Origin of the sequence: Tissierella carlieri (assembly GCF_018917285.1) — a bacterium.
Classification (GTDB): Bacteria; Bacillota; Clostridia; order Tissierellales; family Tissierellaceae; genus Tissierella; species Tissierella carlieri.
The window spans coordinates 12,931-38,497 of sequence record NZ_JAHLOH010000056.1 but is presented as its reverse complement, the minus strand read 5'-3'; the positions used below and the strand labels follow the sequence as shown (position 1 = coordinate 38,497).

The window sequence follows — 25,567 nt, the reverse complement described above, 5'->3', positions numbered from 1 at the left end:
TTGGAGGGAAATATGAATAGGCGGGGTAATTTAAATTTAGGGAACCAAATTAAAGATATAGTTCAAGATGCGTTGAATAATGGAAATTTTAAAAGCTTAAATCGTGATATTGAGAGTGTTGTTAAAGGTGCGCTTGATGAGGTTAGAAGATCAATTGATTGGAAACAAGAGAATCATCATAACTGGAACAGTCAAACTTGTAATAGTAAGCGTAGTAAGATTAATGATTATAAGCATAGATACCAAAAGGATTCACAGATACTGAATGAACAAAAACAACAAATAAAGAACTATAATACCATGAGTAATTACAATAACTCTTACAGTAATGGTAAAGTAGCTTTAAGACCAACTAAGTTCACTGTTCCTGTTGGACAGGTATCAGGTATATTGCTTACTGTATTTGGAGTTATAGGAAGTACTGCATTTGGAATAGCAGTAATTGTATTAACCTTATTAGGATATTTGATTGGAGGCAGGGGTGTATTTCATACCATTGCTATGGGATTGTTTCCTCTTTTTATAGCAGGTATAATTTTATGGGTGAATGGAAGCAGGATTCGTAAAAGACTAAAAAGATTTCAAAGGTATATAGCAAAGATGTATGGACGTAATTACTGCTTAATTAAGGATCTTTCTTCTACAACAGGATTAAGTAATAAAGCTACGGTGAAAGATCTGCGAAAAATGATTGTTAAAGGTATGTTTCCTGAAGGACATATTGATGATAAAGAGACCTGTTTTATGTTAAATAATGAATGCTATGAACAGTATCTTGAACTGCAGGAAAATATGAGAATAAAGGATTTAGAGGAACAGGAAAAACAGAAGGCTCAGACCATAAACCAAGAGTTTACTGAGGAAGAAAAGAATAATGAAACTGATGGGTTGAAACCAGAAATTAGAAAAGCAATTGATGAAGGGCGAAAATTCGTCATGGAAATTAAAGATGCCAATATCGCAATTCCAGGTGAAGAAATTTCACGTAAGTTAGATCGGTTAGAAGAAGTAACAGGAAAAATCTTTGATTATGTAGAGCTTCATCCAGAAAAATTCCCTGAAATAAAGAAGTTCACGGAATATTTTCTGCCAACAACATTGAAACTGGTGGATGCTTATAAGAAATTGGACTATCAACCTATAGAAGGAGAGAATATTTCAAATGCCAAGAAAGAAATAGAGGAAACAATGGATACCATTAATCTTGCATTTGAAAATTTATTGGATGGTTTGTTCGAGGATGTGGCAATGGATATATCCACAGATATATCTGTATTAGAAACCATGTTTGCACAGGAAGGATTAACAGAGAAGAATATGAAAGTTAAAAAATAAAACGGCGGAGGATAAAATATGAATAATGAAATACCAACACTAACTTTTGAACCTTTTGGTGATGATACATCAACTCAAGAAGTACTAAGCAAAGATATATTGAATAAAGATGATGTGCAGATTCAAAAGCAAGTATTTGATGAAAGCTATCTTTCACCTGAAGAGAAAAAGATGGTTGACGATTTTGCAAATCAGATTGATTTAAATAAATCGAATCAGATTCTCCAATATGGGGTAGGAGCTCAAAAGAAGATAGCAGACTTTTCTGAAACAGCCTTAAATAATGTGAAAACTAAAGATCTAGGTGAAATTGGTGAGATGCTTTCAGGTGTTGTAACAGAATTGAAAAGTTTTGATGTAGAGGAAGAGGAGAAAGGATTTTTAGGGTTCTTCAAAAAATCATCAAACAAACTTACAGCAATGAAAGCAAAATATGATAAGGCAGAAGTTAATATAAATAAAATTTGTGAGGCCTTGGAGAAGAATCAGATACAGTTGCTGAAGGATATAGCAATGCTTGATAAGATGTATGAGCTTAATAAGACATATTTTAAAGAGCTTTCTATGTATATTATGGCAGGTAAAAAGAAACTGGCTAAGGTTCAGGCGGAAGAACTACCTGCATTGATAGATAAGTCTGCTGCCAGTGGCTTACCAGAGGATGCACAGGCGGTTAACGATTTAACTGCTATTTGTAACCGTTTTGAGAAAAAAATTCACGATTTGGAATTAACTAGAATGATTTCGATTCAAATGGCGCCACAGATTCGTTTGGTTCAAGGCAATGATACTATAATGGCTGAAAAAATTCAGTCTACCATCGTAAACACAATTCCGCTATGGAAAAGTCAGATGGTTTTAGCTTTGGGGGTTACCCATTCAAGTCAGGCTGCAAAAGCTCAAAGGGAAGTAACGGATATGACGAATCAGCTATTGAGGAAAAATGCTGAAACGCTTAAAATGGCAACTATTGAAACAGCAAAGGAATCAGAGCGAGGAATTGTGGATATTGAGACACTTCGTATTACTAATGAGTCATTAATATCGACTCTAGATGAAGTTATGCGTATTCAAGCAGAAGGTCATCAGAAGAGGAAGGAAGCAGAAATTGAGTTGAATAGAATTGAGGAAGAATTGAAAACTAAACTTTTAGAAATCAGAGGTTAATGAAATATGTCAAATGGGTATTGTAATACCCATTTGACATATTTCTTTGTGCAAATTAGAATTATAAAAATAGCTAATATTCCACTTCATTAGAGTTGCTGACAATGAGCCGAAGGGTGAACCCTTTGAGGATATCATATATCAAAATGTAATAAAATTATATCTTTAGATTTTTGCTAATAAGACCTACTAGAGCTTCACTTCCTTTGGAATTTAAATGTACACCATCTTGTTCAAAGTATTCAGGATGTTCAGAAGCTATAGAATACCAGTCAATTAGGGTTATATTTTCTCGTTCTTCAGCTTTTTCTTTTAAGATTTTATTGACCTTGCTTTCCCAGGAACGTGGTACACGAGTATTTACTAAAAAAACATGTGACTTTGAAAAAGAGTCAAGGAGTTCATCAATTTGTTTACTTGTAAAGTAGCCATTTGTTCCTAGTTCAATAATAACTGCTTTATCAGAATCATTAAATTCAGCATACGTAGTAGCTAAAGTTATTGCTTCTGACATTTGCCTTCCAATTTTTCCGTCAATTGTAATACTGTTATATGTCTTATTAAGGGTTGGAGTAATATCTAACATAATAGAATCTCCAATAGCCAATATCTCATTATAATCTTCCGCTGCTGTTGATGAAATATCTTCATCATTTTCCGTAGATACATTTATATTTTTTTCATTGGTTTCATTGGAATCTTCATTAGAACCCTCGCCTTCAGAAGTTTCATCTGTATTTGATTCTGATGAATATGCTTCTGCATTTTCTAGGTTCGATTTTATTCTTACTATATTATTGATACCAATAGCAAGGGATATAATCACTAGAACTGATATTATAGTTGCAGTTTTTTTTGTAAATGCTAAGAAATTCCTCTTAAAAAAACTAATGGTTAAGTAATTATAATACTTTCGAAACCCAAGTTTTCGTATTGGCAACTCTATAAATCGATATGAAAATTCTGCAATAATACATGTAATAGTCAGTTGAATAAAGACACGTAAGTAAGATGGATTCCCTATTTCGTATATAGGGGTGCTTAGTACCATAATAGGGTAATGCCAAAGGTATATTCCATATGATCTTGTGCCAATCCAGCGCAGAGGTTTCCATGAAAGCATGGGACCTAAAATTCCTTTTGGATGACAAACACATGCTATAAGCAAAGCTGTGTTTAAACTAAACAGAAATAATCCACCTCTATACAAAAAAGAATTATATTCATCTATAAATACAGCACTAAAAATAAAGATAGAGAAAGTAATAATGCTTAAGAGTTTCAGCTCGTTTTTGTGTTTTATAGAAACCTCCTTAGTAAAAGGTTTTTTATTTGCTGAAACAGCTGCTAGAAAACTTCCTATTAATAATTCAAAAGCACGGGTATCTGTGCCATAATACACACGGCTTGGATCAGCAGCTGGATCATAAAGTATACCCATCAAAGTTGCTGAAAGCAAGGCTCCGATAAAAATCATATATGAAAGTTTCTTAGTTCTTTTAGTATTTTTTAATACTATCATAAGTATAAAAGGCCATAAGATGTAGAATTGCTCTTGTACTGCCAAAAACCAAATATGCTTCAAGGGAGACGGCGAACCAAAACTATCAAAATAGGAAAGCTTATGAAAAATAAACCACCAATTAGTTGTATATGAAATAGAAGATATTGTATCACCTAAGAGGTTTGTCAAAAGTCTGTGGTTAAAAAAGATTACCCATAAGGCGGTAATCATAATCATTAAATAAGCAGAGGGTAATAGCCTGCTAATACGATCTTTCCAAAAAGTTCTTAATTTGAAATTTTCTTGTGATAATAAAATCTTAGAGGTTACTAAATAACCGGATAAGACAAAAAAGATGTCAACTCCTAAGAAACCTCCCTTAGCCCAACTAAAACTGAAGTGATAAAAAACCACTGATAAAATTGCAAAGGCACGAAGTCCATCTAATCCTGATATATAACGACGATTATGTATAGTATTCAATATGTAAGTTCTCCTCCTACTTCCTCAATTTAAACTAATGTTAATTATAATTTCTAATTTAATTATACTAGTTTGAGAGCTAGAAAAAGTTTCAAACAGGTTATATAAGGATTACAATATAGTTACAAATATATTATTGTTCATATTTTTAACTATTCATCTAAATAATATCTCATGGCTCAAGTGGCTACAAGTTCCGCTTTATTCTCCATCAATGTTATTTACCATAATAAATAACAGGATTTTATCTAGAGGAAAAAATTCATCAGTCGTTTCAAGAATTTTTAATTATGTAGAATTAATTAAAAAATCATAAAAAAGTTAGATGACTTGTTAGAGAAATAAAATACTATGGAAGTATATAAGGATATAAAATTACAATATTACTAAAGGTTTAATATGATTATGAGAGGGAATGTCTCTATTGAGTAAAAGAAAGCACCTTTAAATAGTTATAGGAAATTTAAGTTTTCACCAAATGGATACCAACTATTTACTATATCATTGTGGTATACTTAAGGCATTGTGAAGTTTATTGTTTATAATAGGTTGGAGTAATATTTGTTGTTATAGAAAAATATAGGATATAAAATAAGGAGATAGGTGCTTTATTTCTATGGATTTAATTTTATTTAATATTGATCTGCAATAAGAAAATTTATATTTAGATTGGAGGAAATGATATGGAAGAGGTGATGAGAATACTAATTGTTGAGGATGATATTGATTTAGGAAGATTACTTGTGAATTGCCTAAAGAAAGAGGACTATCATCCAATACATGTTGAAAATGGAATTTTAGGATTGGAGAAGATGAAAGAAATCAAATTCGATTTGATTATTTTAGATATAATGTTGCCAGAAGTAGACGGATTTTCTGTAATAGAAAACATAAGAGAAATTAGTAGTATACCTGTTTTAATGCTAACTGCTAAAAGTGAAGAAAAAGATAAGGTAAAGGGTCTTAAATTAGGAGCAGATGATTACTTAACAAAACCCTTTGGTATTGATGAATTCTTAGCGAGAGTTAATTCAATTATAAGACGAGCAAATTATTATAATCAAGATCCAGAGAAGGGGATTATTAAATATGGAAATATTGAATTAAATAATTATTATAGAACTTTAAAAGTGAATCTTAGAGAAATTCCTTTGTCAAATAAAGAATTTGACTTATTGCTACTTTTAATGACCAATGAAAATCATATATTTACAAAAGAACAATTATATGATCAGATTTGGGGGTTAGAAGAGTATGATTCTTATGATGAAAAGAATATGGTATCATTTATTAGTAAATTACGAAAAAAGATATTTATCGATGAAGAAGAGTATAGGGGATTTATTGAAACAGTCTATGGATTAGGATATCGCTGGAGGGTAAAATAACATGTTTTATATGAGATTATTATTGCCTTTTATGTTTTTTACTATTTTTTATTTAGTTTACAAAAGATATATGGAAAGGAAAAGATTAAATCAGTTAGTAAATCTTTTAAAGGAAGTAGAATCAGGAAATTATAGTAAACGAGGAGTGATTCCATTAAATGATGAATATTCGGAAATCTACTATCTTATTAATAAGATAATAAGAAGAAATCAAAACGATATTATCGAGATAAATAGGTTAAATCAGGGAAATAAAAGGATAATGACAAGTTTATCCCATGATATAAAAACTCCTATAGCCTCACTTTTAGGTTATTTAGAAGCCATAGATAAGAAATTAGTAGATGAGGATGAAAGAGAAGAATATTTTAAAATAGCACTGGATAAGGCCTATAAGTTAAATGAATACACAAATGAATTATTTCAATTGCTTCAACTGGAATCAGGAGAATATATATTAAGAAACCAGTCCTGCAATATATGTGAGGAAACTGGAAGAAATTTTATAGCATGGGTTCCTATATTAGAGAAGCACAATATTAAATATAAGGTAAATATTCCGGAAGGAAATATTATTACTACGTTGGATGTACAAGCATATGAAAGAATTCTGGATAATTTGATTAAAAATGCAATAATTCATAGTAGATGTGAGGAAATAAATATTGATTTAATAGAAAAAGAAAATATGATACAAGTAAAAATAAGTGATGACGGAATAGGTATACCTAGGAATTCTAAGGATATGATTATGGATAGATTATATAAGGTTGATACATCAAGGAAAACTAAAGGAAGTGGACTAGGACTTGCTATAGTAAAGGAATTGGCGGATAAATGTAATATATCCTTGAAATATGATAGCGAAGAAGGGAAAGGTTCATCATTTATCTTAGGTGTAAAGAAGGCTCTTTAAGAGCTTTTTTAATTGGCAATGAGTTGGCAACATTTCATAGATATAATTGAAAGTGAGGAGGGATAAGAATGGAAAGTATTATTGAAATAAAGGGATTAACCAAAGAGTATAGTAGTTTTTTAGCTTTAGATAATATTTCATTAAAGATTAAAGGAGGTAAAATTTATGGTCTTTTAGGAAGAAATGGAGCAGGAAAAACTACAATTATGAAATCTATTTTAGGACTTACATTTCCTACTAAGGGTGAAATCTATATCAAAGGTTCTCTTATAGATTATAAAGATAAGGATCAATTTTCAATAATTGGGTCTATGATAGATATTCCTGCCTTTTATTCTAATCTATCGGCGAGAGAAAATTTAGAATTATTTGCCTTAATAAGAGGAGTCACCGAAAAGAATGCTATAGAAAAATCTTTAGATTTAGTTGGTCTTGATAGTAATTCTAATAAAATTTTTGCCTCATTTTCAATGGGAATGAAACAAAGACTTGGAATAGCTAATGCTATATTACACGAGCCAGAAGTGTTAATATTAGATGAACCTACTAATGGATTAGATCCAATTGGGATTGTTGAAGTAAGAAATATCTTAATAGATTTATGTAAGAATTATAATAAGACTATTTTAATTTCTAGCCATATATTATCTGAGATTGAAAAAATTGTTGATGATATCGCTTTTATTGAAAGAGGTAAGGTGGCGGAGGAGTCTTCTATGGAAGATATCAAAAATAGATATGAGAAATATACATCTTATATAGTGTCAGATGTGAATAATTCAGCTAGAGTATTGGAAGAAAGCTATAAGAGTTTAAATTATATTGTTATAGATAATCAAGAAATCAGAGTTTTTGGACTAGATGATAGAACAAATAGGATTAACAAATTATTGATAAATAATGGTATCGATGTGTTTCAGATAACTACACAAAATGAAAGCTTAGAAGATTATTTCAAAAAACTTACAGGTGGTGATAAGAATTGAAAAATGGGATACTTGTTGAATGGAAAAAGATAAGACATAGAAAGCTATTAAAAATTTCTTTAATAACCATATTTCTATTTATAAGCTTATTAGTGCTTAAAGATATATTTATAAATATAAGAGTTAGAGAATTAGGGATAGAACATTGGATTCTTTCAATAGATACTGTATTAATCTTTTTGATTACATCAGTAATTAGTGGAATATTTTATACATTTATGATTAATAATGAATATACGGAAAGGACAATTATAAATTATATGCCGGCTATGGTTAACAGAAATATTTTTATTATAAGTAAAGTAACAGTATGGCTGTTCTGTCATCTATTGATGATTCTAATAGTGTATTTAGTAGGTTATATAGGGTCATTAGTAATATTTCCTACCGCTAATTTATTTATAAGGTTTTGTGATTTTGGAATTCATTTCTTTAAATCTGCTTTACTAAGTTTTCTTTCACTTGCATTATTAGTGCCTATATCTATATTTCAAAGAGCATCCTATATTCCTTCAATTGTAACAACCTTAGGAATAACGGCAGCTGGAATTTCAGCAACACAGTTGACAGGGAGGTTGCCATTTATATTACCTTGGACATCTGCCGTTATTTTAAGTCAGCCAGTTGTTCTACCTAGAAATTTAATGTTTTTAGGATATATAGTTATAATTGTATCTTCATTATTATTCTATAGCTTAGGCTTAGTAATTATCAATCGTCAGGATATATAGAATTATTAATAATAGGTAAATTTTTTAGAAGAATATTGAATAGATGTTGTCTATATAGTTTTAGTATAACTATAATTGTTTTATTACTCAAGCGTTCCTATGTCAGCCGGTAGATGATTCGCTCTAAAACCTCTGTTTTTAAATATAAGAAAATGTAAATAGGCATATAATACATCATACAATGAATTATTTGCAAACAACTTACTATGTGTTATAATTTTAAATACATATAAGGGGTTAAGGAGGTGGCAACTTGGCACCGCAATATACCAGAAAAATGATTCGTGAGGCATTCATAAGGATGCTCAATGAGCGTCCGCTTAACAAAATTACAGTTAAAGATATTGCTACAGCATGTGAGATCAATAGAAATACTTTTTATTACTACTACACGGATGTATATGCACTTCTATCAGAAATATTCCAAACAGAACTTCAGACAGTAATTGATGAATATAATGATACACTCTCATGGGAAGAGAGCTTTATTGTAGCCGCTAAATTTGCTTTAGAAAACAGAACAGCCGTTTATCATGTATATAATTCAATGCAGAGAGAAGAATTAGTGAACTATATACACAATGTATCAGGAAATGTCATGATGCGGTATGTTGAAAAAGTAAGCAACTGTATCCCAGCTTCTTCAGGAGATAAAAAACTAATTTCTTCCTTTTATCAGTGTGCCCTTACTGAAATGGTACTGCGCTGGATTGCTTCTGGAATGAAGGAAGACCCTGATACTATCATTAGGCGAATCGGACAGCTCTTTGATGGAAACATTGAGTTATCCCTTAAACGAAGTGCTGATTTAAATAATGTATAGTAAAGGACAACAGGAGATTTGTTTTTATCAGACATTTTAACTCTGGTGCCTAAAAATTAGATAAATAAACTGCAGTGTTCGAACTTCGAACACTGCAGTTTATTTATCTAATGAAAAAGACATAAAAAAACTATATTATAGATTTATACAGATTTTATAGACAATAAGTATTCAAAAAATAAAAGGAAGACTTATTATCTATTACACCATATTGGCATGCTAATAGAGTGAACAAAGAAGAACTCTAAATATAATAGTAGGTATTAAAAAATTAAGAAAGAAGGAGATACAATGAAATTAAAGACATATGATGATAGACTTAAACTTACAAATGGAACTTATCATGCTTTAGTAAATGCAAGAAAGCCTAAAGGAATTGAAGACAAAAAAGCTTATTTAATTGGTACTGGAATTGGTGCTTTGGCTGCTGGTTGTTTTTTGATTCGTGATGCTCACATGGATGGCAGCAAGATTACGTTTTTAGAACAATTAGACATTCCTGGGGGATCTTTGGATGGTGCAGTTCGTCAGAATGCTGGTTATGTGGCGCGTGGTGGACGTGAAATGGGACATTATTTTGAAGTTTTATGGAACTTGTTTAGTTCATTGCCATCTACAGAAGATCCTAATATGACTGTGTTAGATCATTTTTATTATACAAACTACGATGATCCAAACTTTAGTAATTGCCGTATTACTAAAAGCCAAGGTGAGCGATATGACAATGGAAAATTTAATTTGGGTCAAGACTTAGCAAAAGAATTAGCTGCCTTTGTAAATATTTCAGATGAAGAACTTCAAAACAAATCTATCGAAGATATTTTTTCTGAGGAACTTTTAAATAGTGATTTCTGGACATATTGGAGAACAATGTTCGCTTTTGAAAATTGGCATAGTGCCTTAGAGATGAAATTATATATGAATCGCTTCATTCACCATGTAGGAGGTTTACCAGATCTTTCAGCTTTACAATTTTCACGACATGATCAATACACTTCATTTGTAAAGCCAATGGTTAAATATTTGGAAGACCATGGTGCTAAATTTGAATATGGAGTCACTGTTGATAATGTTGAGTTCTCAATTTCAGATGATAAAAAAGTTGCAAAGAGAATAGTTGCAAAAAATAGAAATGGGAAAGATATTTCTATTGAGTTAACAGAAAACGATTTAGTATTTATCACTAATGGTTCTATGACTGAAGGTTCTGGATATGGTGATGATAATACTCCAGCTCCATTTAATAAAGAGCCAGAAGGATGTTGGAAGTTATGGAGAAATATAGCAGCTCAATCAGATGAATTTGGAAATCCAGATAAATTCTGTACAGACCCAGAAAAATCTAATTGGGAGTCTTGTACAGTAACCTGCCATGATGAACGTGTTCCTAAGTACATTGAAAAAATTACAAAACGTTCACCATATGGTGGCCGTACTGTAACAGGTGGTATAGTTACAGCCATTGATTCTTCATGGTTGATGAGTTGGACGATAAATCGTCAGGAACAATATTATGGGCAGCCTGAAAAAGACGTTGTTGTTTGGGTATATGGTTTGTTTTCCGATGTTCCCGGAGACTACATTAAAAAACCTATGAGAGATTGTACTGGTAAGGAAATCACAAAAGAATGGTTATATCATATAGGAGTTCCTACAGAGGAAATAGAAGAATTAGCAGGATCATGTACTGCAGTTCCTGTTATGATGCCATTTATTACATCTCAATTTATGGTTCGTGAATTTGGAGATCGTCCATATGTTGTACCAAAGAATGCAGTAAACTTTGCTTTCCTTGGACAATTTGCTGAAACATTAGATGATCCAGGACGTGATACAGTATTTACTATAGAATACTCAGGACGTACAGCCATGGAAGCAGTATATGTTTTAACTGGAGTTGAAAAAGGAGTTCCTGAGGTATATGGTTCAAGATATGATATACGCTATTTATTAAATGCAGGTAAATGTTTGCTAGATGGAGAAAAACCAGAAATTAATCTATCACCAATGGCTAAACGTAAAATTTTGAAACAAATAGCAGGAACGGATATTGAAAAATTATTGAGAGAGTATGGAATTGTTTAATAACATTTAAAATTAGATAATTTGATTAAAATCCCGAATTTCAAAAAATCGGGATTTTAATTTATATATATCTACTACGCATATTGTCACTTGATATCTTGGCAATACAATAGAATATCATATAAAGGAGGAAATTTATGTGAAAGGACAAAAAAATCTTAAGCAAGTTTATATTCCTACTATAGAAGAAATGCAAAGCTGGTATGAAGAGGATATACGCAAAAAAGTCTTAAAATCATCAGGATATGAGAATAGTAAAAAAATAGAAGAACAAGGATCATTTTTTAAAACTTTTCGAAAATTTGAAGAAATGGATGACAAAATTCCTTTTGATTCTAAAAAGAATAATGTTTATTACGAAAAGTATAAAAATTATGTAGAAGAAGAAACAGTAAATAAGGGTAAAGAGATACAGGAAATTGAAAATTTAATTGAATATGAAAAATTTTTTCTTCGTTGGGAAAGGAGAGTCAGTAGCGAGAGTAATAACTATGGTCATTATGGCAGTAATTCAGCTACGAGATATCGAGTTGATTGCATAAAAAAATTAGAAAAAGAGTTAGAGCTAATTCTAGAAGATTCTCCAGAAGCATGGGAATTTTATTATAAACGTCAATTGATAAACGATATAGAAACCCAACACCAACAGCGTTTGATAACTGTACCTTATGTAGTTAAAGCAAAGCAAAAAGTAATAGATTCCTTGAATTTAGGAGTCCCTGTATATATTGTAGGACATTTAGGAAGTGGGAAGACACAATTAGCAACCGAAGCTGCATTGGATTTTACTATTCAAAATAAAATACAAAGTGAATTAGAAGATAAAATGGAGGATTGGTTTTCTGCAAATCCAAACGCTACAGAAAGAGATGCTATTAAAAAGTTTAGAGAACTTAATGAAGAAAGAAAGCTGTACTATAAAAATATTTTAACTAATGGAAGTAAAGAGGAGATAGAATCTTTACAGCCTCTATTTATATCTGGGTCGCATAATTTAACTTATGAAGATATGTTTGTAGAGAAAACTTTGTCTCTTCAGCGCAGTTTTTCTCAAGGTTCTTTTGTGGATTATCTTAATATGATTATAGAAGATTTTTATGAGTGGATGGATGAGCACAAAGCAAGACTAGAACAGATGACTGATGAAGAACAGTTGCAGCTTAAGATTCAAATATGGAAAAGTTTTTCTGATTTATTAGTAGCAAGTAATAGTGCTTTTGGTACTGAAATAAAAAAAATAGAAAGAGAAGTTTTAATTGCAGTGAGAGAAGGTCGACCTGTAATCGTAGACGAATTAAATACAATTGCCATGCAAAATTTAATTGCTTTGAACGATATTTTACAGCGTCACGCGGGAAGTACAGCTTATATTACAGGGGGTGGTCCTGTTTTGATTAAACCTGGATTTGGATTTATTGGCACAGGAAACTTATCCACTCAAATGGTCAACTATGAAGGAACAAATGAATTAAATCCAGCATTTAAATCACGGTTCCTAACGATCGAATATAATTATGTACCCCAAAGGATAACTGGTTCCTTAGAAGACCAAGAGTTTCCAGAGAAAAATGAACTTTTTAGAATAATAATAGCACGATTGGCTGATAAAAACGGAAATATCCATATTCCTGATTCCAAAAGGACCTTAGAAGAATTATTTCGCTTTTCCCAACTATGTAGGATGACTCAGAATGTTTTTATGGGTAAATGGAAAGATAATGAAATCCAAAAAGATTCTGGAATGGATGAACCAGAGCTGAGAGAGTCTGTACTATCAATCCGTAATATTTTACATGTTTTAGATAATTGGAATCAAGGGGAAGAAAAAGATTTGAGCAAAGCTTTATGGGATGGTTTTATTAGTTCAATCACTTATCCTGACGACCAAAATTATATTCTCTCACAAGCGGTGCGTTTTGGTTTTTTTCCTATAAGTGAAGGATGGAAGGTTGAAACAAAAGGCATAGGAGAAGCAACGACAACATATGATGAGATTCGTACTCGTCCATATCGCTATATTCGTCCATCAATAGAAACTTTAAGCTATTTAGATGTAGTTCATTTGATATTTGGGAAAGGAACTCCGAGAAAAATTTTGCCAAAAGAACTAATAGAGGTTTTTGAAGATGATATTGATGATTTAACGCGAATTGATGCAAAGAAATATCAACAATTAGACCAACGATTATCTCATTTAGAGCATTCAAAATATCTACTTGAATACTTAGAAGATAATGGAGGAGAAAGATGAAAATGAATTTGGATGGAGAATATTTTAAGAGTCAAGTTAAATCTTTAAGAAAAAAGCTAGATGAATGCCAGGAAAATAGAATTTTAGATGATGATTTTGAAGAACAATTAGATAAACTTTCACAAATAGAAGAAAAGCTATTAACTGACTTAATTCCTTATTATCGAGTTTATGCAAATAATATTAAAAAAGCTTCAATGGAAATAAATCCAATAAAACAATTAGGAACTTTTAGCTTTGATAGTTTTTTACAAAGTACATTGAGGATTAATAAAAATCTATTTATTACAAGCAGTATAAATAGTAAGGTTCAATTTTTCTATATAGATATTCCAAATGATTTTTTTGATTATAATCAACTTGAAGTAGAGTGGAGTCCCCCTATTAAAGAAATAAAAGAGACAATTTCATTTATATATGAATTGAATGATAGAGAAATCTTGCTTTTAGGAGTTACAGGGGGATGCTATCTACTTTCAAGTGATAATTTTGGTAAGATACCAGATGTTAATGAACAGATTAGAGTTAAAAGGATTCGAAATGATTATGACTTTAATGGGTTTGGAAGATGCTTAGCAATTATAGATGGTTTATTTGTAGTGGAAAATGGAGAAGATACCTTAACTCTATTTAAAATAATGAAAGAAAATGATGAATATTATTTGGTTTTTCATAAAGATATATATTGCACTATTCCAGATTGGACTGTATTGGAAAAAATAAATGACGATTATTTTGTAGTTGGAACAAAGAGGGGAGAATTATATTTTATCAAATATGAGAATAGACAATGCACTATTACAGAAAAAAAAGATTTTTTAAATGATGAAATAAGACAAATTAGATGCTTAGAGGATGAAAATGGTAATAAGAATTCCCTTATAGTGGCAGGCAATAAAGGGCAGCTTAAGATATTTTCTTTATATGAAGACTCAAAAGCCATAAAAATAGAATTGAATGACTTAAAAGGTAATTTGTTTGACCTTCAATCTAAAAAAGGTACAGCTATAGTTTTAAGTGAAGATGGAATCATATACTTACTTGAAGAGAATTTTGGAAACTGGTATATAAATGAAGATGCGACGATTAAAGATGCTTTTTTCACAAATGTCTTTAAATTAGATATTTCAATATATTTACTTATGGATATAGAAGGTAAATTAAATCTATTAAACATTGATCGAATTGATACACCAAAAGACTTGTGGAATCTGCCACTGTATCAATAGGAGGGATGAGTATGTTTGACTTTGATGAACAAACCCTAATTGAAGAATCTAAAAAACATTGCGAAGAATTTCTGCAAAAAGAACAACGCTCATTAGCCACATTTACGGGAGATTCTAGCTTGATGTATATTCCTGATTCAAAATTAGAAAGATTTCTATTAGATCCTTCCAAGGGAGCTTTGTACTTGCCCTTGGAAAGTTTTTTAGATAGAAAATTAGATGACAATCAAATCATGTGGCATATCTACTATGAGTTAGCCTTATACTGTGATTGGAAAAAGCAAACTAAAAAATATTTGAATAGAAAAAAAGATTGGCAGAAAGAAATTGATCGAATGACAAGCTATATTCTAGCTAGGATAAAAAAAGAAGGACTAGAAAAAGACCCTGCATATCAATCTAAAATTATTTCGAATTATGTAAAAAAGGAAGTCCTTGATTTGCTGCATATATTGGATAAATATACATCTTTTTTAAGGGTTTTGCAGATGTGCCCCATATATAGAGATGAAGAAAATTTTGAAAAAATTCTTTCATATATGAAAGAAACGGGTAAGACAATTGAGTCAATTTCTCAAATGCCTAGACATAGAGCTTTTGCAAATAGTTTCTTAATTATTGAATTATATAAAATTGAGCCTAAAATAGAAGGACGTATTGAAAATCCCTTTGATAGGAAAATTTTCAATGAACCCTTTTTTGATTTTATTCATTATCAATTAGTTAGGCAAATAAATAATGATCAAGGAATTATAGAAAGGGACCCATTCATTCGTTCTTTCATCTTTCCAACTTTTGAGAAATTGTGGAAGGAAGAAATCGACGAGATGATATTCTATAAATCAAAGGGACAACAAAAAGAAAAGATTAAAGTAAGTGAAAATTCTTTTGAACAATCTAAAGCAGATGAAATATTAGATTCACTAGAATCTACTCAGGAAGAAGAGAGAAAGATTCTAGAAGAAATGCTAGAGCAGCAAGACCAAATAAGTACCAGCGTACAAAATATTATACAAGGTAATATAGATTTAAAGTCTTATGGAATTAGCCAGGCAGATCAACAATTATTTCAATTCTATTCAAATAAAATGAAATCCGAAAGAGAACAAATGCGTCAATTTTGGAAAAAGTTAATAGGAGATGCAAAAAAAGAAATAAGTGTAAAAAAGGATGGTCAGATAAAGGGAAAACTAGATATAGATAGCCTTATTAAATTTTATCCAGATTTTGTAGAGGCTGAAAAAAAGGGAAACTATAAGAATCTTCCAATTTTTAATAGATATTTATTAGAGCCTCGGACAGGTATATTACCTGAAAGAATAGAAATTTCTTTTGTTATAGACAATTCAGGATCAATGAATCAGTCAAAAATTGAGGCTGCAAGAAAAGCTTTGGCTGTGACTTTGCTATCAATAGATGATTTTAATCAATATTTGAAAAGCAATGCAGAACAATTGAATCAAAAAGTAGAAGTTTTAAGTGAAACTTGGTTTTTTGGCAGTAAGTATTATAATGTTAAAGAATTTAATGATAAGAATGTGAAGGAAAAAGAAAAAAGCGATATAATTCGGTCAATCGTAAAGCTAGATGCAGCAGATGGAGCAACTGACGATGCAAGTTGCCTTAGAGAAATATTCAATAGGATTACGCCTATGCAGGAAAGTGAACTCAAAAAGGGAAAACAAATAAAGATAATCTTCGAAATTACAGACGGTACATCGAGTTTTCCAGGATTAGCAAAAGAAGTTGTACAAGAATTATTATCTAGGCATGTCCAGGTCTATGCGTTTCAAATAGGAAAAAATAACACAGCAAATGAAAAAATCTTTAATTTTGTATGGAATGAAGGATACAAACAACCACACGGAGTAATAATTGGTGAACAAGTGGAAAAGCTACCAAAAGAATTGCTAAAAGCAGTAGGAAAAAATATGCAGTCTATCTTTAATAATTAGTTGAGTGAGAGTGAAATTGAACCCGCATTTTAAGCAATTAATTTTTATGAGATAATATCTTCAATGTTGACAAAGAAGGTAAATAGGAAGAGATATGTATGAACAATGTATAGCGCAATATCTGGCTTAGGAACACATTGTGAACAAGTATCAACTAAAGAAGACTCATTGACGCTTTTAAAAATCACAGAAGATATAGGTCTAAGTGACAACAATATTGTACTCTCAAGACGGTGGTATTGATGTCAAAGGGTGAAAATAAATAGGGATGAAAATATTAATAAATTAAGGGTTTCCGAGCATTGAGGTTGTCACAGGTAGATATCACCTGCGGGTACGATGCTTGGAAACTCTTATTTTTTATGTTCATAGGAATAGTTTAATTGTTCTAATGCAGATAGGGTGATAGCAGGGGTCATAATCATATAGAAAAATAGGTGATTATGCCACTGAAGGCGATATACTTTTTCATCTTCTAACAGGCAGCAATAATCTTCGGCAGGAACAATTTTCATAACAACTTAACATAGGAAAGGCTGCCGTTTCACGGGTGGTCGATTCCCTTGAATTTAAAGGATACATCATGCGTATACGGCAGCATGAGGACAGACGAGCGTACAGTGCTTCCATAAAACATTGCACATCATACTCTTAGATTCAATATTCGTCTGGACATACGCATTTAAGACATGGTGGGTATCGGCAATCGCATCAATGGTATGTATATCCATATACGAAAAGTCTATGGTACTAAAGATTATGTATTTTCTGCAATTTGTAGCAAGTTAGAACTTTCAAATGGAGGAGTTAAGAGCAATTGTTATACATATAGAAAAGAGTTATAATAAAATTATTATAGATTGAATGTGAGGTAGAAATCATGAAAATTTTACTGGTTGAAGATGACAAAAATATAAGTGAAATGGTTTGTGATTATTTAGAAGGTGAATCCTATGAGGTTATACAGGTATATGATGGAAATGAAGCGATAGATAAATTTGGGAAAGATAAATATGACGCAGCATTAGTAGATTTGATGCTTCCTAGCTCTAGTGGATTGGAAGTAATTAAGGCTATCCGCGCTACAAGTATGATACCGATTATTATCATTACTGCAAAAGATAGTGATATTGATAAAGCGATGGGTTTGAATTTAGGTGCGGATGATTATGTCACAAAGCCTTTTTCTATCATTGAATTATCTGCAAGAATCAAGGCAAATATCAGACGTGCTACAAAATATAACCATATAGAAACTGAGAAAAATTCTATAATTTTAATTAAGGATTTGGAAATTAACATCACTCAATATCAGGTAAAACGAAATGAGGAACTCTTAAACCTAACTCATACAGAATTTGAGATTTTGAAACTGCTGGCATCGAATCCAGGCAGAGCATTTTCCAAGGAACAGCTCTATAATTTAATTTGGAAAGAACCTTACTACGGTAATGAAAGCGTATTGAATACTCATATGAATCGATTGCGAAGTAAGCTTCGCAGAGAAAAAGAGGACACGGAATATATTAAAACATTGTGGGGAATCGGATATAAGATGGAGGAAGATTAAATGTATGTGATATTGGGGATTGCTATTTTTATTTTGCTGTGTATAAATATCTTTGAGCATAGGAAAGTAATAAATCAGTCCAAAGAAATGGACTATATCAGTGAAAAAATAGAATCTATTTTGCAGGAAAATGGTAAGGAATTTATCATGATATCTTCTGAAAGTGAATCGGTAAAGAAGATTGTTGTGGGCGTCAATCATTTACTTGAACGGTATTATCAGAATCAGATAGAGTATGAAAAATCGCATAAAATAATGAGTGAGGTATTAACAAATGTTTCTCATGATTTAAGAACACCATTGACTGTTTTAAAGGGATATACGGAAATTCTTCAAATGAAATCGAAAGATACTATTTCAAATGAGGAGGCTACAAATCTGATTCATAAACTGGATGTGAAAACTCAGGAGATTGTAAGAATGATTAACCAGTTTTTTAGTATGGCAAAACTGGAATCAGGAGATATGATTTTAAATATACAAAGGATGGATATTGGAAGAATATGCAGAAATATTATATTGGAATATTATGATTTGCTTGAAAAACAAAACTTTCATGTAGAAATCCAAATACCTGATTATCCGATCTGGGCAGATGTAGACCAGGAAGCACTAGAGCGTATTCTAAAAAATGTGGTTGATAATGCGATGAAATATGGTGTAGATGGAAGCTTCCTGGGAATCATAGTACAGGAAATAAACGGTGAGATAGTAATAAAAATTGAAGATCATGGCGCTGGAATAGAGATGAAAGAAAAAGAAGAAATTTTTAATAGAACATTTACTTTAAATAGCAGCAAAGAGAGAAAATATCTAGGAAGTGGTCTTGGACTTGCAATATGCAGAAACTTGATTAAGCAAATGAATGGCACAATTCATGTTTCCAGTATTCCAGAAAAACAAACTGTATTTTCTATACATTTAAAAGGTTAGAAAAAAGTTAGAATTAAAATAGAAAAAAGAGAAGTTCGCTCTGTATAATTAGAAATATGTAAAGGAGGGAACATACAATGGGATATATATTAGAAACCAATGGAATTACCAAGTCATACAAGAAGAAAGTGGCAGTCGATCATGTGAATTTACACATGAGAAAAGGCGAAATCTACGGCTTCGTTGGGCCAAATGGAGCTGGCAAGAGTACCATATTAAAAATGATTTTGAATCTTACAAAACCGGATTCTGGAGAGATAAAAATATTTGGAGAGACAGTTAGTGATAATAATTTTGAAATATTGAAACGGATTGGCTCAATTATAGAAAATCCATATTTTTATGACAAACTGACTGGACGTGAAAACCTGAAATTACATTGTGAATATATGGGATATCATAATAAAGGACAGATTGATCATGTATTAGAGGTTGTTTCGCTGACAGATGTTGAAAATAAAGCAGTAGCACATTATTCCTTAGGAATGAAGCAGCGTTTAGCAATTGCAAGAGCAATCTTGACAAAACCTCAAATTTTGATATTAGATGAACCTATCAATGCACTAGATCCAGAGGGAATACGGGAAATGCGCTCTTTGTTTCGTAAATTAAATGAGGAATGGGGAATCAGTATTCTTATCTCTAGTCATATTTTATCAGAAGTGGAACTAATTGCCGACACGATTGGTATCATACAGAAAGGGCATCTTCTGAAGGAAATATCCATAGAAGATATTCATGATTATCGTACAGAGTATATGGAAGCAGAGGTAAGTGATACCAGTCATGTAGGATATCTGCTAGAAGAAAAACTGGGTATTACCAATTATAAAATTATTTCTGATAAAAAAATCCGTGTTTTTGATATGCATATATCTGGTACAGAAATCTCTAAATTAATTATCCAAAGCGGAATTGGGCTTGAAAGTATCCGAAAACAGAAAAACACATTAGAAGATTATTTCTTCCGGCTGACAGAAGGTGATGAAAGATTATGATGCAATTGATGAGATTAGAATTAAAAAAATATAAATTACAATATCATATTATAGGTGTCATCATTGCTATTCTGTTAATAATGGCTTTTATTACTATTTCACTTGTTGATAGTATGACAGATCCTACACAGACAAAGGATACTTATGAAAGTACATTTATGGCAATTAATCTATTAATAACGGTTATATTTTTGGTATATTCTTCTGTATTGATATCTAAGATAGTGATTAGTGAATATAACAATAAAACAATTATGATTCTATTTTGCTACCCAGTGAGCCGAAAAAAACTCATGATAACAAAATTGCTAATGGTCAGTATTTTTACTATTATAGCTATGACAATCAGTTATTTGTGTTGTACTCTTTATCTGATAGTTATGGATTATTATTTTGATATGGTACAAGGTACTTTTAATAGAAGTTATCTGAATCCATACATTCTTGAAGCAGTTACCAGCATAGTAATGAGCGGTGTATTATCCCTAATTCCATTTATTATAGGGATGCAGAAAAAATCGGTGCCAATTACGATTGTGAGTTCTTTGTTGGTCATATTTTTAAGACAAGTGATCATCACAAAAAATATGGAATACAGAGAAACTCTGCCGCAATTAATTATTGTGGTAATACTTACGTTGATTGCTATAAAATATACATTTTATAAAAAAGTAAATGAACTGGATAATTTGTAAGGAATAGTAATATGTAAAGATTCTAGTTTTAACCTTTGAAGATTCAGAAAAAAATAATGGTAAAAGTCTTGGAAGAGCAAGACATTAGAAGTTTTGAGGGATGTGCGGCGTGCACTAATAAAATCTCAATTTTCTTGATTAAGCAATTTTTTATATTATAAGAGAATGAAAAGTTAGTGAGGCTTAAAAAATGAATAGGAATTGCTTTTCAAATCTAAAACAAGCTAATAAAAAATATCCCGCAATAAAAAGCGGGATAAATTCTATTGGAGAAATCATATTTGGTTTTTGTGGCAATTAGATAAAATAAGTTTATCTTTTACCCTATTTATAATATTTTCCTGTACACTCTACGATATCAATCTCAATTACAGCAGTACCCTTAATCATGTTGTCACGAAGCTCTTTTCCAGCAAATTGCGGAGTGTACTTCTCAACCAGCTTATTCAGTACTTTACGCTTTTTATCCAAATCCTCAAGCAACGAAGCATTTCCATAATGTTATTTAAACTATGGGAATGTCTTCAATATTATTTTTTTTATTTATAAATGAGGATATAATTTTACTTAAAGTAATAATACTTTTTTCTAATTGTTCTTGCTCTAAAGAAGAAAAGCTTATACGTATATGATTAAATTCAGGTTCACTTGAATAACAGGTTGATCCAGCAAGAAATGCAATATTATTATTTTGAGCTTCAAAAACAAGACTTTCTGCACTCAGCCATGATGGAAGAGTGATCCAAATATTAGGGCCTCCCATTGGAGAAGTCCATTTAACAGTGCTAGGCATATGCTCCTTAAGGAGTTCTAAAACTAAATTGCGCCTATTAAATAGAGTAATATTCAAACTTTTTAAATGCTTTTTCATAAAGTCTAATTGAACAAAGGGTAATAATGCTTTTTGAGTTAATAATGAACTTCCAAGATCAGAATTAGTTTTAGCAGCAATGAGTCTATTTAGTATTGAACCTGATGCTACTAAAGTACCAATTCTGCAGCCGGGTGATAGAAATTTACTAAATCCTTTTATATATATTACATGTCCATCAGTATCCATACTTTTTAATGTAGGTAAAGGGTTCCTTTCAAAAGAAATTTCACGCCAGGGATCATCTTCAACAATTAAACAATTAAAGTTTTTAGCAATATCAATTAATTCTTTTCTCCTTTGCATACTCATAACAGTTCCAGTTGGGTTATGATAGGTTGGTATAGTATAAATTAATTTAGGAGAATACGTATCACATAGCCTTAAAAGCAAGTCAATTCGCATTCCATCTTTATCAATAGGGACAGATAAAATAGTAGCTCCCTGCCAACGGAAAACGTCGATAGCAGCTGTATAGGTTGGTGCTTCCATAACTACAATGTCACCTGCACCAATAAATGTTCTGGCAACTAAATTAATTGCTTGTTGTGAACCGTTCGTTATTATGATTTCGTTCTTAGATACTGAAATATCGCTGGATTTTAAATAGTCAGTTATAGTATCACGAAGATCTAAATCTCCTTGCACAGGTCCGTATTCTGAAAGGATATCGGGATTTTTTAAGATGAAGGATGATATATGTCTGGAAATAAGGTGTTCAGGAAGCAGGGAACTATGAACAGAGGCGGCTGACAACCAAATTTGTGATTTTGTTGTTAAACTAATATTTTGCCTCCAAAATTGAGCTCTTGGAAGGTGATCTGCGATTGAAAGCTGCCAATCAAGAGAAATTAAATCATTGTCATGATTTTTATTATTTATTATTTTTTCAGATTGAACAAAAGTACCTTTTCCTTGTATTGTAGAAATAAAGTTATCTTCTTCCAGCATTGAATACGCTTTAACAACGGTAACCATACTCACTTTTAGTGTTTTAGAAAGGCTTCTGACAGAAGGTAATTTGGAACCTTTTTCTATTAAGCCTGAAGATATACGATCAGCAATTGACTGATAAATTTGTTTGGGTAAAGATATATTAGTATTTCTATTTAAATCTATTTTCATATCCATCTTGCTCCCTAAGTGTTATAGTCCGCTGTTGACTGTTATACATATTATGTAGTAATTATATTATAACATACTATAACAATGTTAAGTAGAAAAATTGAAAGGAGCATATCTATGGATAAAAATTTAAAGAATGATTTAGAAAACATTGATATTTTATTAGAAAAAGTAAAAAATAACGCATTTGATTTTCTAAAAAATATTAATGATATAGTCGCGTTTCCAGAGAGTACAAATGTTTATACACCTTCAGAATTAAATAAAAATGGGTTAGGAGGAGAAAATACATTAGAAGAGTTTATGCAAAGATTTTATAAGGGAATTGTTTCAAGTGCGGGATCAAAGTATTTTGGTTTTGTAACAGGAGGGACAACTCCGGCAGCTTTAATGGGCGACTGGTTAGCGAGCACATTTGATCAAAATGCTACAGGTAGAGATGATTCAAGTGCAGCAAGGATTGAGGAAGAAGCCATCAGTTTATTAAAGCAACTTTTCGGATTACCGGAAATATTTTCAGGTACGTTTGTAACAGGTGCTACCATGGCTAATTTTGTAGGCCTAGCAATTGGAAGACAGTGGGTGGCTGATGAATTAGGCATTGATATATCCTTAGAAGGAATATATTCCATTCCCCCGATAAAGATTGTAAGTGCCACTCCTCATTCTAGTATTTTGAAAGCTTTGTCTATGTTAGGTATGGGAAGAAAAAATATGCATTCCATTCCAACCATCGATGGAAGAGAGGCTGTAGATATCGAGGCATTAGAAAATTACTTAAAGCAATTAAATGGAGAACCATGTATTGTTGTAGCAAATGCAGGGACAGTGAATACTGTTGATTTTGATGATTTAAAACAAATTGGAGAATTAAAGAAAAAATACAAATTCTTTTTCCATGTAGATGGAGCATTTGGTGGCTTTGCTTCTTGTTCCACAAAATATAAAAAATTAGTAGAAGGAATGGAAGAAGCAGATTCTATTACTATAGATGCACACAAATGGCTCAATGTTCCTTATGATAGTGCAATGCAGTTTACAAAACATCCGAAACTTCAGCTTCAGGTTTTTCAAAACAACGCAGTATATTTAGGTGAGCTTTCCGATAAGCCTGATTTTGTTCACTTGGTTCCAGAGAATTCAAGGAGGTTAAGAGCGCTTCCTGCATGGTTTACACTAAAGGCATATGGTCAAGACGGATATGAGGAGATAATCGAGAGGAATTGTGATTTAGCACAATTGTTAAGTGAAAAAATAGAGAAATCGAAAAATTTCAGGTTGCTTTCAACTACTAGATTAAATGTAGTCTGCTTTACTGTTAATTTTGGTGAACATAAGGTTACTTTAGAGAACATACAGCAATTTTTAAATTTAGTTAATAAAGATGGCAGAGCATTTTTTACGCAAACAATATATAAAGGAACACCGGGAATAAGGGCAGCTATAAGCAATTGGAGGACAGAGGAAAAAGATATTGAAATTGCATGGGAAGTATTAAATAAGGCATATAACATCTACGTTAAAACAATAATAGCAATTGATTGAATCGCAATAATCAAGAAAATTCGTACAAATTTTCTTGAAGAGGGATTGTATTGATGTTAAGATATAGAAGTAGCTATTTAATGTCTTGAAAATTCGATGAAATAATATCATTGTTTACGTTGATGTGGAATTCAGGTATAATTAACTTAGGGGGAATAATATGAAAATTGCAACATATAATATTTGGAATTCTGAAACTGGAATGCCTGAAAGAGAAGATCAGATAATTGATGAAATAAATGCCTTAGATTCAGATGTCATTGTATTACAAGAAGTAAAAGACAGAATGCTCAGTGAAAAGTTATTACAATGCACTAATTACAAAAATTACTGTTTTGTTCCGCACGAAGGTAAAGCAACGGAAGCAGCAAATTCAGGGGATGAAGGATTAGCAGTTTATAGTAAATATCCTATTATATACTCTAAATATATTGATTATGCATTGATTGTTATTGTTAAACATATGAGTAATTTGATTCTTCTTGTCAATGTTCACTTACCATGGAATAGTATTATGGCAAAAGAAGAATGTATGATAAACATCATTAAGGAAATTTCAACTATTTCATCTGATTATCAATTTATTTTGGGAGACTTTAATTGTTCTGAAACATCCAGTATTCATCAATATTTGTTGGGTAATATAAGTTTAAACGGAACGGAGGTTAAGCCATATTGGACTGATCTTGCACTTGTTGCTGAGGAGTTTTTGGGTATAAAAAAAGAGATGACTTTGGATTTAACAAATAATCCTCGTTGGAAGGGAAAGAGTATAACAGATATTAGTACAAGGGTTGATTGTATTTTTATACATGATTGTTTTCCGAAACCATATCCAACATTAAAAACCTTTAGATATTTTGGAAAAGAGATTGATGAAAGATCAGGCATGTGTGCCAGTGATCATTATGGAGTATTTGCAGATCTTCAAATGCCATACGAAGAACTATTTTAATGCGAAACATTATTATCATTCT

21 protein-coding genes are annotated in these 25,567 nt (G+C 31.4%); 19 read left to right on the top strand and 2 right to left on the bottom strand.

Annotated features, from left to right (window positions below):
* Positions 1–12 precede the first annotated feature (12 nt).
* Both KQI38_RS20395 and KQI38_RS20390 read left to right on the top strand, forming a co-directional pair.
* A complete protein-coding gene (locus tag KQI38_RS20395) occupies positions 13–1,335 on the top strand; it encodes a 5-bromo-4-chloroindolyl phosphate hydrolysis family protein (protein ID WP_216562781.1) in 1,323 nt (440 codons plus the stop codon).
* Positions 1,336–1,353: 18 nt separating this feature from the next.
* Complete coding sequence (locus KQI38_RS20390; RefSeq protein ID WP_216562779.1) at positions 1,354–2,502, top strand: toxic anion resistance protein; 1,149 nt, start codon at positions 1,354–1,356, stop codon at positions 2,500–2,502.
* Between the two features lie 157 nt (positions 2,503–2,659).
* On the opposite strand, the gene KQI38_RS20385 is transcribed toward KQI38_RS20390, so the two are convergent.
* On the bottom strand, positions 2,660–4,489 hold the full coding sequence (locus KQI38_RS20385; RefSeq protein ID WP_246565953.1) for an acyltransferase family protein: 1,830 nt from the start codon (positions 4,487–4,489) through the stop codon (positions 2,660–2,662).
* 683 nt (positions 4,490–5,172) lie between these two features.
* On the opposite strand from KQI38_RS20385, the gene KQI38_RS20380 reads away from it, so the two are divergent.
* The 15 genes from KQI38_RS20380 (at position 5,173) to KQI38_RS20310 (ending at position 21,049) form a co-directional block, all read left to right on the top strand.
* The gene (locus KQI38_RS20380) at positions 5,173–5,877 is read left to right on the top strand and encodes a response regulator transcription factor (protein ID WP_246565952.1); all 705 of its coding nucleotides are present in this window, start codon (positions 5,173–5,175) and stop codon (positions 5,875–5,877) included.
* 1 nt (position 5,878) lies between these two features.
* On the top strand, positions 5,879–6,793 hold the full coding sequence (locus tag KQI38_RS20375; protein ID WP_216562776.1) for a sensor histidine kinase: 915 nt from the start codon (positions 5,879–5,881) through the stop codon (positions 6,791–6,793).
* A 68-nt stretch (positions 6,794–6,861) separates the two neighbouring features.
* A complete protein-coding gene (locus KQI38_RS20370) occupies positions 6,862–7,779 on the top strand; it encodes an ABC transporter ATP-binding protein (protein ID WP_216562774.1) in 918 nt (305 codons plus the stop codon).
* Positions 7,776–8,510: an ABC transporter permease gene (locus tag KQI38_RS20365; protein ID WP_216562772.1), complete on the top strand. Its 735-nt coding sequence runs from the start codon at positions 7,776–7,778 to the stop codon at positions 8,508–8,510. Before KQI38_RS20370 ends, KQI38_RS20365 begins: the two co-directional genes overlap by 4 nt.
* Before the next feature lie 277 nt (positions 8,511–8,787).
* The gene (locus KQI38_RS20360; RefSeq protein WP_216563088.1) at positions 8,788–9,333 is read left to right on the top strand and encodes a TetR/AcrR family transcriptional regulator; all 546 of its coding nucleotides are present in this window, start codon (positions 8,788–8,790) and stop codon (positions 9,331–9,333) included.
* A 291-nt stretch (positions 9,334–9,624) separates the two neighbouring features.
* Positions 9,625–11,418: an oleate hydratase gene (locus KQI38_RS20355; protein ID WP_216562770.1), complete on the top strand. Its 1,794-nt coding sequence runs from the start codon at positions 9,625–9,627 to the stop codon at positions 11,416–11,418.
* 139 nt (positions 11,419–11,557) lie between these two features.
* Positions 11,558–13,669 (top strand): P-loop NTPase family protein, encoded by a 2,112-nt coding sequence (locus tag KQI38_RS20350; RefSeq protein WP_338114494.1) that lies wholly within the window; start codon positions 11,558–11,560, stop codon positions 13,667–13,669.
* Positions 13,666–14,898 carry a hypothetical protein gene (locus KQI38_RS20345; protein ID WP_216562768.1) on the top strand — a complete coding sequence of 411 codons (1,233 nt, stop codon included), beginning with the start codon at positions 13,666–13,668 and terminating at the stop codon, positions 14,896–14,898. The genes KQI38_RS20350 and KQI38_RS20345 overlap by 4 nt, the downstream gene beginning before the upstream one ends.
* Positions 14,899–14,909: 11 nt before the next feature.
* Positions 14,910–16,853 (top strand): vWA domain-containing protein, encoded by a 1,944-nt coding sequence (locus tag KQI38_RS20340; protein ID WP_216562766.1) that lies wholly within the window; start codon positions 14,910–14,912, stop codon positions 16,851–16,853.
* Between the two features lie 105 nt (positions 16,854–16,958).
* Positions 16,959–17,096, top strand: a complete 138-nt coding sequence (locus KQI38_RS20335) for a hypothetical protein (protein ID WP_216562764.1) — start codon at positions 16,959–16,961, stop codon at positions 17,094–17,096.
* A 283-nt stretch (positions 17,097–17,379) separates the two neighbouring features.
* Positions 17,380–17,508 carry a MarR family transcriptional regulator gene (locus KQI38_RS22900; RefSeq protein WP_420857141.1) on the top strand — a complete coding sequence of 43 codons (129 nt, stop codon included), beginning with the start codon at positions 17,380–17,382 and terminating at the stop codon, positions 17,506–17,508.
* A 225-nt stretch (positions 17,509–17,733) separates the two neighbouring features.
* Complete coding sequence (locus KQI38_RS20325) at positions 17,734–18,423, top strand: response regulator transcription factor (protein ID WP_216562760.1); 690 nt, start codon at positions 17,734–17,736, stop codon at positions 18,421–18,423.
* A complete protein-coding gene (locus KQI38_RS20320; RefSeq protein ID WP_216562759.1) occupies positions 18,424–19,356 on the top strand; it encodes a sensor histidine kinase in 933 nt (310 codons plus the stop codon).
* A 77-nt stretch (positions 19,357–19,433) separates the two neighbouring features.
* Positions 19,434–20,354, top strand: coding sequence for an ABC transporter ATP-binding protein (locus KQI38_RS20315; RefSeq protein WP_276515614.1), 921 nt, complete (start codon positions 19,434–19,436; stop codon positions 20,352–20,354).
* The gene (locus KQI38_RS20310; RefSeq protein WP_216562755.1) at positions 20,351–21,049 is read left to right on the top strand and encodes an ABC transporter permease; all 699 of its coding nucleotides are present in this window, start codon (positions 20,351–20,353) and stop codon (positions 21,047–21,049) included. Before KQI38_RS20315 ends, KQI38_RS20310 begins: the two co-directional genes overlap by 4 nt.
* 505 nt (positions 21,050–21,554) lie before the next feature.
* On the opposite strand, the gene pdxR is transcribed toward KQI38_RS20310, so the two are convergent.
* Entirely contained in the window at positions 21,555–23,045 is a 1,491-nt protein-coding gene (pdxR, locus tag KQI38_RS20305; protein WP_216562753.1) for a MocR-like pyridoxine biosynthesis transcription factor PdxR, read from the bottom strand.
* A 117-nt stretch (positions 23,046–23,162) separates the two neighbouring features.
* Between pdxR and KQI38_RS20300 the strand changes: the two genes are divergently transcribed.
* Positions 23,163–24,590, top strand: a complete 1,428-nt coding sequence (locus KQI38_RS20300) for a pyridoxal phosphate-dependent decarboxylase family protein (protein ID WP_216562751.1) — start codon at positions 23,163–23,165, stop codon at positions 24,588–24,590.
* 160 nt (positions 24,591–24,750) lie between these two features.
* A complete protein-coding gene (locus KQI38_RS20295) occupies positions 24,751–25,545 on the top strand; it encodes an endonuclease/exonuclease/phosphatase family protein (RefSeq protein ID WP_216562749.1) in 795 nt (264 codons plus the stop codon).
* Positions 25,546–25,567: the final 22 nt, after the last annotated feature.

What these genes read in the sequence shown, in the direction of transcription:
- KQI38_RS20395 (WP_216562781.1), top strand. Translation starts at nt 13, where the DNA reads ATGAATAGGCGGGGTAATTTAAATTTAGGGAACCAAATTAAAGATATA.
- KQI38_RS20310 (WP_216562755.1), top strand. Translation starts at nt 20,351, where the DNA reads ATGATGCAATTGATGAGATTAGAATTAAAAAAATATAAATTACAATAT.
- KQI38_RS20300 (WP_216562751.1), top strand. Translation starts at nt 23,163, where the DNA reads ATGGATAAAAATTTAAAGAATGATTTAGAAAACATTGATATTTTATTA.
- KQI38_RS20370 (WP_216562774.1), top strand. Translation starts at nt 6,862, where the DNA reads ATGGAAAGTATTATTGAAATAAAGGGATTAACCAAAGAGTATAGTAGT.
- KQI38_RS20340 (WP_216562766.1), top strand. Translation starts at nt 14,910, where the DNA reads ATGTTTGACTTTGATGAACAAACCCTAATTGAAGAATCTAAAAAACAT.
- KQI38_RS20335 (WP_216562764.1), top strand. Translation starts at nt 16,959, where the DNA reads ATGTATAGCGCAATATCTGGCTTAGGAACACATTGTGAACAAGTATCA.
- KQI38_RS20355 (WP_216562770.1), top strand. Translation starts at nt 9,625, where the DNA reads ATGAAATTAAAGACATATGATGATAGACTTAAACTTACAAATGGAACT.
- KQI38_RS20325 (WP_216562760.1), top strand. Translation starts at nt 17,734, where the DNA reads ATGAAAATTTTACTGGTTGAAGATGACAAAAATATAAGTGAAATGGTT.
- KQI38_RS20375 (WP_216562776.1), top strand. Translation starts at nt 5,879, where the DNA reads ATGTTTTATATGAGATTATTATTGCCTTTTATGTTTTTTACTATTTTT.
- KQI38_RS20380 (WP_246565952.1), top strand. Translation starts at nt 5,173, where the DNA reads ATGGAAGAGGTGATGAGAATACTAATTGTTGAGGATGATATTGATTTA.
- KQI38_RS20295 (WP_216562749.1), top strand. Translation starts at nt 24,751, where the DNA reads ATGAAAATTGCAACATATAATATTTGGAATTCTGAAACTGGAATGCCT.
- KQI38_RS20345 (WP_216562768.1), top strand. Translation starts at nt 13,666, where the DNA reads ATGAAAATGAATTTGGATGGAGAATATTTTAAGAGTCAAGTTAAATCT.
- KQI38_RS20315 (WP_276515614.1), top strand. Translation starts at nt 19,434, where the DNA reads ATGGGATATATATTAGAAACCAATGGAATTACCAAGTCATACAAGAAG.
- pdxR (WP_216562753.1), bottom strand. Translation starts at nt 23,045, where the DNA reads ATGAAAATAGATTTAAATAGAAATACTAATATATCTTTACCCAAACAA.
- KQI38_RS20390 (WP_216562779.1), top strand. Translation starts at nt 1,354, where the DNA reads ATGAATAATGAAATACCAACACTAACTTTTGAACCTTTTGGTGATGAT.
- KQI38_RS20320 (WP_216562759.1), top strand. Translation starts at nt 18,424, where the DNA reads ATGTATGTGATATTGGGGATTGCTATTTTTATTTTGCTGTGTATAAAT.
- KQI38_RS20360 (WP_216563088.1), top strand. Translation starts at nt 8,788, where the DNA reads ATGATTCGTGAGGCATTCATAAGGATGCTCAATGAGCGTCCGCTTAAC.